The following is an 11,387-nucleotide window of genomic DNA, read 5'->3' on the forward strand; positions in this document are numbered from 1 at the left end:
AGCCGTTTCAGTGCTCGCGGTTCTGGCGTGCATGCTTGGCGCTTGCTCGACCTATATTCCGCCCCAAATCACCTATGACTCCGAAGTGCCGCCACTGCCGCCGCTACCGGCCGATGTCGATGATCGGAGCCGTCCACTTCACGTCCCGCCCGCCTGGAAGCCGGCGCTCGGCGGCAAATCGGGGGCAAAGGAGGAAGCCGAGCCGGTCGACAGGGTCGACGCGGCCAATAGCGCAGCTCGCGTCCAGCCACGCAAACGCGGGTATTTCAACGCCGCGCAGATCTACAGCTTCAGTCCCGGTGCCCTGTACCAGGTCTACGCAGCGCCGGGTCAAATCACGGACATCGCGCTGGAGGAGGGCGAACAGCTGGTCGGGTCCGGCGCGATCGCGGCCGGTGACACGGTGCGTTGGGTCGTCGGGGATACCGAGAACGGAAGCGGCGACACCCGCCGCGTCCATGTCCTGGTGAAGCCGACGCGCGCGTCGATCGAGACGAACCTCGTCATCAACACGGATCGGCGTACCTATCTGATTGAGCTTCGCTCGCGCGAAAAGCCCTACATGCCCTTGGTTGCGTGGTACTACCCGCAAGATCGGCAGGGGAAGAGACAATCGGCACCTTTGACACCTGCTTTGCCGGACATCACGCAGCGCAGGTTCCGTTACCGAATCGAAGGTGACAACGCTCCCTGGCGTCCCATTGCGGCCTACGATGATGGTCGCAAGGTCTACATCGAATTCCCGCAAGGCATCGTACAGGGCGAAATGCCGCCACTGTTTGCCCTCGGTCCTGACGGCAAGACCGAGATCGTCAACTATCGGGCCTATGGCAATCTGCTGATTGTCGATCGGCTGTTCGCAGCCGCCGAACTCCGCCTGGGCGGAGAACACCAGCAGAAGGTCAGAATTGTCCGGACCGACGGGAGTTCGACATGACCGACCGTCAGGATGAAGAACAACCGGCCGGCACGCAGCGGCCGTCTCAGGAGCAGGCAGAGCCGTTTCGGCTCCGGCCAGAATACCCGCGCGTGACTCGCCTTTCGCGCAAGGTCCTGTTGACCGGCAGCTCGCTAGCAGTATTCCTTGTTGCTGGTGCGACCTTCTGGGCGCTGCAGAAAAATCAGGCACGCGGTCCCAGGCCAGAAGAGCTCTACAGCACGGATCATCACAACGTTGCGGAGAGTATCACTGCGCTTCCGCAGGATTACACCATGCTGCCACGCCAGGTGCCGCAGTTGGGCCCGCCGCTCCCAGGCGATCTTGGCCGCCCGATCCTCGCTGCTCAGGGGCAGCCGGCTGGCACCGCGGCAGGCTCGGCCGATCAGGAGCGGCAGCGGGAGAACCAGGAGGCAGAGGCGGCGCGCATCAGCCGTCTGTTTGCTTCCACGAATACGCGAGAGGCCTCAAATCCGACAGGCGTCGGGCAAGCAGTTGATCGCGCGAACGTGGCTGCACCGACGCTCAACAACGAGGAGGGATCTGCGCAGAATGCGCAGGACCGGAAGCTTGCGTTCGTGAATGCTGCCGTCGACAGGCGTACCACGAGTCCAGATCGAATCACGAAAGCTGCTTCACCTTATGTGGTGCAGGCAGGAACGGTCATTCCCGGAGCTCTGATCACGGGCATCCGCTCCGACCTGCCGGGACAGATCACGGCTCAGGTCACCGCGCACGTGTATGACACGCCAACGGGTCGGTTTCTGCTGATCCCGCAGGGAGCGCGTCTCATAGGGGTCTATGACAGCCAGATCAGCTTCGGCCAGTCACGTGTGTTGCTGGTCTGGACGCGGCTGATCATGCCCAACGGGCGCTCCATTGTCCTCGAGCGGCAACCCGGCGCGGATCCATCGGGGTATGCAGGGCTTGAAGACGAGGTCGACAACCGCTGGGGCGAACTCTTCAAGGCAGCCGCACTTTCGACCTTCCTGGCCGTCGGCACAGAACTGGGAGCTGGCTCCGATACAAACAGCAACGATAGTGCGATCATTCAGGCGTTGCGACATGGCGCATCGGATTCGCTCAACCAAACTGGACAGCAAGTGGTTCGGCGCAGTCTCAACATCCAGCCCACACTCACTGTCCGACCCGGGTTTCCGATCCGGGTCAACATCAACCGTGATCTCGTCCTGGAGCCATATAAAGGGTGATTGCACATGCCAAAACTCAAAATCGGAGCGATACCGGATGAAAAGCCCGTCAAGATCAGTCTTGATCTGCCGGCGTCCGTGCATCGCGATCTTGTTGCCTATGCCGAGACCCTTTCGCGTGAATCGAGCCAATCTGTAGAGCCCGCCAAGCTGATTGCGCCGATGCTGGCACGGTTTATGGCCACCGATCGCGGTTTCAGAAAGCTTAGGCGTTCAAGTCATCCCTCTGCTGTTGAAGGCGGTGAAGGATAGCGTTCGGCCAAGAGATCAAGGAAGCGCGTAAGCGCCGGGTTCTCATTGTCCTTACGCCAGTACGCGTTAAAGCCCATACGGCTTGGTCCAGAACCGTCCTGGATTTCCCGATAGACCACGCCGGTGAAGTTGGCTCCCACGTCAGCTTCAAGGACCAGACTTATTCCAAGCCCCAAGCTAACGAGGCTCTTGATGATGCCTCGGCTTACATCATGCCGCTCGATCTTTGGCCGCCTCTCATTGGCAACCAGCTTTGAAACCAGCAGCTCTTTTAAATCGCTTCCAGGATCACGTTGGCTTAGAAGAACTGTCTCGTCGTGAAGGTCGGTCCAGTGGATAACGTTGCGGGAGAGCAGAGGATGATCCTTTGGAAGCACAATGAGAATGCGTTCGCTCCAAACCGGCAGACTCTTCTGACCGGGTAGCGTACGTCCTCCAGGCACGACGGCGACATCGGTCGTGCCACTGCGAACTGAATCCATCAGACGTGTGCGCGACTGTTCGGCTGTGGTGAGTGCGACCATAGGAGTTCTCTTCCTGAACTCCGCGAGGGTGGCACGTAGATTGCCTGCAGATATTGAGGTGCAGAAACCCACGGAAAGGTGGCCTGCCTCGCCGCGGCCGCTGGAGCGGCCCGTTGCGACCAGTGTGTCGACCTGCTCAAGGATCATTCGCGACATTTGCAGGATCGTTCGCCCGGCCCGCGTTGGTACGACCCCGCCGGTCGAACGGTCAAATAGAGCCACTCCGACCAGGTGCTCAAACTGACTGATCGAGCGACTGAGCACCGAATGCTGCACGGCCAGGCATTCGGCCGCCTGTCGAAAGCTTCCGCAGTCCGCCGCAGCGACCGCCGATCGCAAATGATGAAGACTGATATTGGTTGATTGCACAGGGCGAGACATGTCTCTTGAGATCGCGGCCGGCAATTTTGGGGAGGTTGAGGGGTTGAACATGCGAGATCTCTACGCAGCTTTCAGCGCCGGTTCCCAGAGCACAGGTGAGCGGAGTGTTCCGGTGTCGCGGACCCGGGATAGTGCGGCCGCGGAAATCTCGAGATAGCCAGCAACTGCTTGGGTGTTTCCCAATGTCCTTGCCTGGCCCGTCCGTCGCAGGGGCCACCCGGCGCGTCGCAAGATGCGCTCCATCCGGGCGTCGGTCACCGTAATAATTTCTGTGAGCCGCCTCGAAAGGCCGAATTCGATCATGCCAGCGAAGAGCTCGTAGGTCGCGCTGGTCAGCCCGCGCATCGTTCCGCACGCACCCGCGTCAACATCCAGCGCAAAACGGCTGCTTTCCCAGACCGAAGGAGTCGCCTTAAAGGGCTGTCCATCGAGCAGCACAGGGAAGGTATCGCGCAACATCGTCGGTCCGGTAGATGGAAGCAGTCGTACGCAGCCCTGAACGCTATAGTTGCTCGATCGCTGAACCAGGTAGACGGGACCGAGTGCATCGAATTCATCGATCTCCATGTCCCCGCTGGTCTGAACGTCCCATGCGAGTCGTTCCTTGAAAATCCTGTATCTAAGCCTGTGCATCTCACAAAGGTCTTCAGCAAAGGCTCCATAGAACTCCTGTGTGATGATCTGCATCATGATTGTGCCTCCAAAGCCGCAAGGGCAGGTATTGAAGGCGAATCATCGGGGATGTGCAGCCTCCTCAGTTAAGGAGGGTGTGATACCGAGATCCGACCGGCTAGGTCGGAGTCTTTTGGGCTGGATAGCGCGACCGTTTCGAGCTCTTACCGGCCATCATCGGGCGTTCCAGCTCTTCTACCGAGGCATCTGCTGGATCTGTTCGGGGGGACGTCGTGAGACCACGCTCGGAGGGACTAAGGGCTGGGGTCGCATGGCCGCCCACGACGAGCGCACCGTGGTGCTTGTCTTCCGACTCCGATGATATGCCAAAATCAAAAAACGCCGCCAACTGAGGCTGCCTTACTCCATCGGTTTACATCCGAAGGTCTTTTTTGCTCGTCCAACTCGGCAATAGAACGGCTAATCCGGACAAGGTCTCCCGATCCTTCATGCGCGAAGCGATTGCCGTTTGGTCAGGGGGCGCGCCACTCTTCAAAACCAATTCTTCGAGTGTGAATAATCTCCCGTTGTATCCTGGAGCTGACTTCGATTGTCTCCAGCACGTGAACCAGCCGATATTCTCGCTGCAGTTCCAACGCACCATCCACGTCAGCTTACGGTCAGCAAGCCTGATTATCGACTTCTGCGTGGCCCAATCAGCCTGAATCAACATAAGATTCTCTGCGCCTCTAGGAGGGCGAATCCTCATGTACGGTCGAACTGTTGGATATGACGCAACATACCCGTGGACATCCTGCGACGATCAATCGGATTCAGGAGATTTCGCCGACAGGCTCGCCAATATGGACCTGGGCGCATCGGAGTCTAGCTCCTCTTCTGCAGCACAGTCTTATTCCCTTGTGAGCGAACCTCCGATTGTGCCGATCGACAAGGCGACATTTCGGAGAGAAGCAAAGGTCTTCCAAAATGATGAGGAAATAAGGCGCATCGCCAAGAATCCTCAAGAGTACTCGCATTTCGTGTCCAAGCGAGCCGAAAACGTCAGAGAGGCTGCAAAGGACTACGGCACGACTAGAGATTCGGAGGACGCGCGGTACTACAGCTACAAATTTGGAGACACAACTGCCGCACTGCTACGAACGGAAGGCGGATTCAGTATGACCGAGCTCCACGACGATAGATGGAGGGACTTGTTTCCCGGGCGTACTCACATCACATCCGTCGTCGATCTTCAGCTTGCCCACCCCTTGGTTGAGAACGCAGGGGACATTCTGCTCGAGCATCAACTTAGGCGGGATGCGCGAGGGCGAAGAACCGTTGCTCAAATGGTTTCCACTTAGTGAGAATCGAAAGCCCGCGCGGCGAAGTTGGGCTTCGTCGAGGTCGACGACTGCAACATGGTGCTTGATCCGACGCAGCATCCCGACAAATGGACAACGAAAAGCGCAGGTGAGTGGCAGCGCGCAAACAAGCATGAACTCTATCTCGCTAAAGCGGAGGACGACGCGCGCAATGATGCCGCTTCAGCAAGCTCGGGGTACGAGTATGAAGATGACTACATGTAATCGTAGAGCTATCGAAACCGCCGCGGATTGAGAAACTTGTCGATCTACCCTGTTTTTCGATCCTCGAAGAACTCGCAAACCATACTCGGAGACGGCAGTGCGCGCCTCGAGCGCGCTTGCTCATCCGCCGCACGATGTGCCCTGGGTCTCTCCATGAGGAAGAACTCGCTACGGCCAAGCATGCTCAATTAGGCGGGAACACTGCCTGGTGAGACGGCGCAGAACGGGTCGGCGCGATCTTGCCCAGCGCCCAAGAATTGCGGCCAGCTCCTATTGAGATGTTCCTTACTCTGTTGGTCCCGTGTGTGCCGAGTTACTTCGGTCCAAAGGAATCAGGGCGCGCTAATTAGGTCGCAGAATGGGTTTGCGCCAGGGTTTTTCTCCAGGATTTGTTTTCTGAGTATGGACACTGCTCAGACGATAGCGGAAGGATGAGACCAACGATGGCGTGACGTACGGCGGGCATCGTTGGTTGAGGCGGAAGCCAGCAACTGATCCCAGTTGCCTGTTGCAACGCATTCTGCCATCGGCTGAACGCCCTTGCGATCACCCCTGCCTGGTCTTATGACCCAAGCGATCCAGGAAGAACTTGAGCCAGCGTTAAAATTCGTCTCCATTCCACCATGGCCAGCCCTCCAAAAGCCGGCCCCCAAGATCATTGAAAAATCGATTGAGGAAACCTCCTCAAGCGCCCAATCCAACAATCTGCCAAAGCAGTGCTAGATCTTTCGACCAGCGGCAACAAAACGCGCGACCGCTTGGATCGTCGATCGAACGCCCAGCTTGGCCTTGGCGTTGTCCAGGTGAAACGCGACCGTATAGTGAGAGATGCCCATGATGCGGCCGATTTCCCAGGACGACTTGCCCTGAGCGGCCCAATCCAGACATTGGATTTCCCGCCGAGAAAGCGTGACACCATCAATCTGATCGCGGGCACGCAGCTTACGTTGTGCATGTGCATGGAAAGTCGTTGCTAGAAAAGGAAGTATACGAGCATGCCGGCGTACCGCACGCCCGAAGGACGCGCCTCGTTCGCTGGCGGCAAATGTGACGGCGGCAATAGCGACGCCGCTCTCGTGAATCGGAACGGTAAAACCGCAGCGAATGCCAAATCGGGCGGCCTCCTCGAAAAGCTGACGGGCAGGCTCCGAATGTGCTTCTGGCCCGAGACCTAGGCCCCACTCAAAGGCCTTGTCCCGGCGAAGGGACCGAACAATTACGGGGTCGAACCGATGGTACTGCTGCTGAACGTAATGCGAAATCCAGCGTGATGGATAGGTCGAAATCAGGAGCGGCTCCGCGCCTGGCCTGGAAGGCAAAGTGAGGTAGGCGAAACAACACAGATCGAGCGCGGCAACAGTTTCGGCCATCCCTAGCCTAAGGTCATCGACGTCAGTACTTTCAATCAGTTGGTCGACGAAAGCTTGGAAAACGTGACGCATCGTCCTTCTCGCTGCAGGCACTTTGAAAATCCCCGTTTGACTTTCGCCTCAACCAGCAAATTTACATATCGGGCTCACACGCCTTGTCGCGTCGTGGCGCACGGACAGCGCCTGTGACGTGGTTCAGGTGAAATCTGAGCGCTTGCCTCCAATGTTGAGATCAAGTCGGTTCAGGTCAAGTCGTGCTTCATATCTTGTGATTGTTTTGATGCAGCATCTCATAGCCGCGCGATCGCCGTGGCAAACAGTTTCCGCTCGACACGAGAATTCGGTCCGGTCAGCCGCCACTTACGGCGGCTCATCGACGATTGCCATGTCGGTCTTCGTTCGCTTGTTTGGAATCCTGCGTGATCGCACAAAGAATCGCGGAATTTCAGCGCGACTTGGCTCCACTTTCGCAAGTTTGCATCGCGTTTCCTACTAGAAGGGGGCCGTTCAAGAGGAGATTCCAAATGAAGGTCGGTGTTCCCAAGGAGATCAAGACGCACGAATACCGCGTGGGCCTGACACCTGGGGCTGTCCGCGAATATGTGGCTGCAGGCCACAGCGTGCTGGTCGAGACCACGGCCGGTGCTGGCATCGGCGCAACCGACGACCAGTACCGCAAGGCTGGCGCGACGATTCTGGGGTCCGCTCACGATGTATTCGCATCGAGCGAAATGATCGTAAAGGTCAAGGAGCCCCAACCTTCGGAATGGACCCAGCTGCGAGAGAGCCAGATCCTCTTCACATATCTGCATCTGGCGCCGGACCCGGAGCAGGCTAAGGGCCTCATAAAGTCCGGATGTACCGCCATTGCCTACGAGACCGTGACTGGTCCGGCTGGGGGGCTTCCGCTGCTTGCGCCAATGAGCGAGGTTGCGGGCAGGCTTGCGATCGAAGCCGCGGGTGCGGCGCTGAGGCGCTACTCAGGTGGGCGGGGGCTATTGATCGGCGGCGTGCCCGGTGTGCAGCCGGCCCGTATCGTTGTGATCGGAGGCGGGGTCGTTGGTGCGCATGCCGCACGGATGGCGGCGGGACTCGGTGCCGAGGTCACGATCCTCGATCGTTCGATTCCCCGGCTTCGCGAACTGGACGATCTATTCGAGGGGCGCGTTCGCACCAGGTTCTCGACCATAGACGCCGTTGAGGAGGAAGTATTTGCAGCGGACGTTGTCATTGGGGCGGTGCTCGTTCCCGGCGCCAGCGCGCCGAAGCTGGTCAGTCGCGGCATGTTGAGCTCGATGCGAAAGGGCTCCGTCATCGTGGACGTAGCTATCGATCAGGGCGGATGCTTCGAGACCTCGCGTCCGACGACGCATGCGGATCCAACCTACGAGGTGGACGGCGTCATTCACTACTGCGTCGCCAATATGCCCGGAGCTGTCCCGCTCACCTCAAGCCAGGCATTGAACAATGCCACGCTGCCCTTTGGTCTGGCTCTCGCCAACAAGGGATTTGCAGCCGTGCTCGAGAATCCGCATCTGCGCGCAGGCCTCAATGTCTATCGGGGCCGTCTAACTTATAAGGCCGTGGCCGAGAGTCTTGGCCTACCCTTCTCACCGATCGATCAGGCCGCGGCCTGATCCCCAGAGGCTCCTTAGGGGGCGTTTTCCTCCCTCACTTGGGCCACTCCTTCGGAGTGGCCCTTTTTTGGAGGAGGTATGGCACAACTCTACGCAAGACAGTGTAACGTGCCCTCTGAAGGCAAAGGTCACACGTTCGAATCGTGTCGGGCGCGCCGTTTCCGTTTTCCCTTCCCGCACTGAGTCTAAGAGTTTGAAAGGCATAGTAGTTTTCGCGTTCGTAAACCCGCTTTCGGGCGAGTACACGAGGTGGTCGGCAAACGTGAGTCTGAGTACTAATTTCTGTATCCGCAGATTGCCGGAAGCCCAGAGATCGTAAGGCTTTGCAAGGAATGCGATAGCGAGTTCGTACAACTCGTCGAACGAGCCCGGCTTCTGCGCAAGGTTTTCCCGCTTTTCCTCAATCAGCAGCTTCTCGCGCTCCAGCTCGTTAAACGCCGCTCATATGCTTTCGCCAATTCGTTCGAGTTCGCGCCGATGATGAGATCAATGAGGCGGCGTGTTTCTTTTTCGATCTTGGCCTTCTGCTGCGTGTAGCTTTCGACCATCTGAGCGCTCTGTGTGACGCGTTGACGCCAAGCCTCCTTGAACATGGCGCACGCAAGATCAATCAGCTTCGTTGAAGGCATCAGTTGTTTGAGAAGTTCGCTGAACCTCGTCTCGACTGCGTCGCGGCGGATCGACTTACGGTAGCGGCCACAGCCCCGGGCGATGCGAAGGTAATACGGGTGCTTCACGCCGGTGCTACTAGTGGACCAGCATGCACTCAAAGGCTTTCCGCATTCCGCACAACACACAGACCCGCGAAGCGGAAAATCGGACCTGATGTCGGCGCGCATCGGCGCACGCGCAACTCCGTCAATGCGATGTTGAATTTTCTCGAACGTTTCAAGGGTCACGATGCCTTCGTGCTTAGGTTCCTGCGTCTTTGAATTCATGAATCCATCCTTTGCGCGTTTGACCCATCGGCCTTCGCGTCTTCTGTGTTCGACATGTTTGAAGTTGATAGCAAGGCTAGCACGCTCGACGAATCAACCACCAGAGGCTTTGAATGAGTGCCCTGAGAGGCGGGGCTAAGACCGAGGTCGATGACACCGACGATCACCAGCCAGACGGCTTCAAGCAGAGCATTTTCCTGCTCTGTCGAGAGGTTCATGTCGCGGACATGCTCCCGCAACACCTCAGGATCGTATTGGAGCGGGCTGTACGTGTGGGTGTCGGGGGTTTTGGTCTGGTCGGTCATCTCGTCGGTTTTTTCTGGCCGCAGACCAGTGGCGTTTTGCCCTCGGAAAAATAAGCCACGTAATCAATATAGGACAAAAGTCCTATAACGGCAAGTTTTTCATTGTTTTTCATAACCGTGCCAGCGCGTTCCTGCCTCCGTATTTTCTGGGTAGAACAGATGGCAAAGCCTGAAGACTGGTTGAAGTCGTCGCCGAAACAACGGCGGGACCTGTATCAGGCAGTGCATCGTTTGGAGCAGTCACGAGAAATTCGTTGGGCGGAATTCGTTCGCGCCGCCACCAACCAGAAGTCGATCAGTGGCGCCTTCCGCGAAAATTTCCGAAAAGGAAACATTGGCCGTCAACACGCGGCCAAGATTTACAAGCACCTGCAAGAGAACCATCCGCAAACCGTCGCAGCTTTGGATGTCGAAGCGTTCACCAACAAGGTATTCAACGAATTTCTACCGCGGTTTCGACGGCTAGGTCTCATCTCGCTATATCCCGAAACAGTCGGTCCAGCATTTCTCTCACACCGGCGCGGTCCGGAATGGATTGAGATGCCATTTGAAATCGCGGACGCACTTTGTTTCTGCTTGAGACTACCGTTTGCGTATGACGCGATCGTAGCGCTGAACGGGTGTGATACGGGCTGGTTCCCACTTCGTATGACAAAGTCGCAGAGCGATGATGTCGCACCATCCACTAAGCAGGGAGATTTGATGCTGGCCGGAACTCAGGGCGAGCAAACAATTTGCACTGTCCATCCGACGCCACAAGAGTCCGAGAACCGGCGCGGCTCCAACGTGTTTATCTTTATCGCTGGAGACTTTTCGCTTTTAGAGGAAGTGGCCACGGAGTGGAAACCCGGTCGCGCGATCACTGAGGGAGAATTGACCCGGATGTCAGAAAAGCTGAGTCGGTCGATTCCTCGCACCTGGGCACTGACGCAAATAAACGCAACAGGCATCGGCCCGTACTAAAAAAGTGCGGCTTCGCTTGGCTCGCAAGATGTGTGCGGTAATACCGCACAATCTTGGCAAGGGGTCCCGCTGGCGCGCCCCCGTTGCATCCCCCCGGCAGTTGACGCTGATCGGCATCGAGCTGATGGCGCGTCATAGACCGTTTCGGTCAATCACTCGCAGGACCCGGAGCCTTCCCGCTCCACCTGCACCGAATCATGGAGGACCGTTATGGCCGGTCCAGCGCCACGCGGTGAGCCTCCAAGCTCCCCGAGACCCCATGGTCGTCACCGTCTTGCCGCTGAACGACGCGCGGGAGATTTCGCTCTCCCGCACCCATCGACCAAAAAGCGCCTTCGCCGACTTTGGTAGCCGCGAGCAAGGCTTGGAGACTTCCCTCTCCACCTGCACCGATCCATGGATGAACGTGCGCCGTTCAATCGCGCTCAGGGAGCCTCCAAGTTCCCCGAGACTCCATGGTCAGCATCTTGCCGTCGAACCGGCGCGGGAGATATCATTCTCCCGGCGCTCATCGCGGATCATCGCGCGGGACTTGGGAGAATTCCCTCTTCACTGAAGCCGAACACGACGTCGAATTTCCGTATTACACAACAATATCCGGCTTCGACGTTGCTCGGTAGCTAGCCAGCATGCTCTACTCGCTCAGGATGCCGCGATGATAATCGCAGCCT

Annotated in this window: 11 protein-coding genes; 6 read left to right on the forward strand and 5 right to left on the reverse strand. The window is 57.9% G+C overall.

Annotated features, from left to right (window positions below):
• Positions 1-31 precede the first annotated feature (31 nt).
• Genes trbG through RAD04_RS05210 form a run of 3 tightly spaced genes read left to right on the forward strand, consistent with a single transcriptional unit; the run spans position 32 to position 2,400 of the window.
• Complete coding sequence (trbG, locus tag RAD04_RS05200) at positions 32-937, forward strand: P-type conjugative transfer protein TrbG (RefSeq protein WP_461623167.1); 906 nt, start codon at positions 32-34, stop codon at positions 935-937.
• Positions 934-2,148, forward strand: a complete 1,215-nt coding sequence (locus tag RAD04_RS05205) for a TraB/TrbI/VirB10 family type IV secretion system protein (protein WP_461622889.1) — start codon at positions 934-936, stop codon at positions 2,146-2,148. The genes trbG and RAD04_RS05205 overlap by 4 nt, the downstream gene beginning before the upstream one ends.
• Before the next feature lie 6 nt (positions 2,149-2,154).
• Positions 2,155-2,400, forward strand: a complete 246-nt coding sequence (locus RAD04_RS05210; RefSeq protein ID WP_461622890.1) for a DUF2274 domain-containing protein — start codon at positions 2,155-2,157, stop codon at positions 2,398-2,400.
• Here the strand turns inward: RAD04_RS05210 and RAD04_RS05215 are convergent.
• Both RAD04_RS05215 and RAD04_RS05220 read right to left on the reverse strand, forming a co-directional pair.
• Complete coding sequence (locus RAD04_RS05215) at positions 2,367-3,356, reverse strand: LysR family transcriptional regulator (protein ID WP_375859686.1); 990 nt, start codon at positions 3,354-3,356, stop codon at positions 2,367-2,369. The two genes, RAD04_RS05210 and RAD04_RS05215, sit on opposite strands and share 34 nt — an antisense overlap.
• Before the next feature lie 9 nt (positions 3,357-3,365).
• Positions 3,366-3,995 carry an acyl-homoserine-lactone synthase gene (locus RAD04_RS05220; protein WP_461622891.1) on the reverse strand — a complete coding sequence of 210 codons (630 nt, stop codon included), beginning with the start codon at positions 3,993-3,995 and terminating at the stop codon, positions 3,366-3,368.
• Positions 3,996-5,305: 1,310 nt separating this feature from the next.
• On the opposite strand from RAD04_RS05220, the gene RAD04_RS05225 reads away from it, so the two are divergent.
• Complete coding sequence (locus tag RAD04_RS05225; protein ID WP_461622892.1) at positions 5,306-5,503, forward strand: hypothetical protein; 198 nt, start codon at positions 5,306-5,308, stop codon at positions 5,501-5,503.
• 719 nt (positions 5,504-6,222) lie between these two features.
• Here the strand turns inward: RAD04_RS05225 and RAD04_RS05230 are convergent.
• Positions 6,223-6,945 (reverse strand): helix-turn-helix transcriptional regulator, encoded by a 723-nt coding sequence (locus RAD04_RS05230; protein WP_461622893.1) that lies wholly within the window; start codon positions 6,943-6,945, stop codon positions 6,223-6,225.
• A 452-nt stretch (positions 6,946-7,397) separates the two neighbouring features.
• Here RAD04_RS05230 and ald point away from each other — a divergent pair, with 452 nt between their 5' ends.
• A complete protein-coding gene (ald, locus tag RAD04_RS05235; protein ID WP_461622894.1) occupies positions 7,398-8,510 on the forward strand; it encodes an alanine dehydrogenase in 1,113 nt (370 codons plus the stop codon).
• 404 nt (positions 8,511-8,914) lie between these two features.
• Here ald and RAD04_RS05240 read toward each other — a convergent pair whose 3' ends face one another.
• A complete protein-coding gene (locus RAD04_RS05240) occupies positions 8,915-9,448 on the reverse strand; it encodes a recombinase zinc ribbon domain-containing protein (RefSeq protein WP_461622895.1) in 534 nt (177 codons plus the stop codon).
• Positions 9,445-9,753 (reverse strand): hypothetical protein, encoded by a 309-nt coding sequence (locus tag RAD04_RS05245; protein ID WP_461622896.1) that lies wholly within the window; start codon positions 9,751-9,753, stop codon positions 9,445-9,447. The genes RAD04_RS05240 and RAD04_RS05245 overlap by 4 nt, the downstream gene beginning before the upstream one ends.
• A 159-nt stretch (positions 9,754-9,912) precedes the next feature.
• On the opposite strand from RAD04_RS05245, the gene RAD04_RS05250 reads away from it, so the two are divergent.
• On the forward strand, positions 9,913-10,716 hold the full coding sequence (locus RAD04_RS05250) for a hypothetical protein (protein ID WP_461622897.1): 804 nt from the start codon (positions 9,913-9,915) through the stop codon (positions 10,714-10,716).
• Positions 10,717-11,387: the final 671 nt, after the last annotated feature.

The organism is Bradyrhizobium sp. 25ACV, assembly GCF_054863005.1.

What these genes read in the sequence shown, in the direction of transcription:
- trbG (WP_461623167.1), top strand. Translation starts at nt 32, where the DNA reads ATGCTTGGCGCTTGCTCGACCTATATTCCGCCCCAAATCACCTATGAC.
- RAD04_RS05205 (WP_461622889.1), top strand. Translation starts at nt 934, where the DNA reads ATGACCGACCGTCAGGATGAAGAACAACCGGCCGGCACGCAGCGGCCG.
- RAD04_RS05210 (WP_461622890.1), top strand. Translation starts at nt 2,155, where the DNA reads ATGCCAAAACTCAAAATCGGAGCGATACCGGATGAAAAGCCCGTCAAG.
- RAD04_RS05215 (WP_375859686.1), bottom strand. Translation starts at nt 3,356, where the DNA reads ATGTTCAACCCCTCAACCTCCCCAAAATTGCCGGCCGCGATCTCAAGA.
- RAD04_RS05220 (WP_461622891.1), bottom strand. Translation starts at nt 3,995, where the DNA reads ATGATGCAGATCATCACACAGGAGTTCTATGGAGCCTTTGCTGAAGAC.
- RAD04_RS05230 (WP_461622893.1), bottom strand. Translation starts at nt 6,945, where the DNA reads ATGCGTCACGTTTTCCAAGCTTTCGTCGACCAACTGATTGAAAGTACT.
- ald (WP_461622894.1), top strand. Translation starts at nt 7,398, where the DNA reads ATGAAGGTCGGTGTTCCCAAGGAGATCAAGACGCACGAATACCGCGTG.
- RAD04_RS05240 (WP_461622895.1), bottom strand. Translation starts at nt 9,448, where the DNA reads ATGAATTCAAAGACGCAGGAACCTAAGCACGAAGGCATCGTGACCCTT.
- RAD04_RS05245 (WP_461622896.1), bottom strand. Translation starts at nt 9,753, where the DNA reads ATGACCGACCAGACCAAAACCCCCGACACCCACACGTACAGCCCGCTC.
- RAD04_RS05250 (WP_461622897.1), top strand. Translation starts at nt 9,913, where the DNA reads ATGGCAAAGCCTGAAGACTGGTTGAAGTCGTCGCCGAAACAACGGCGG.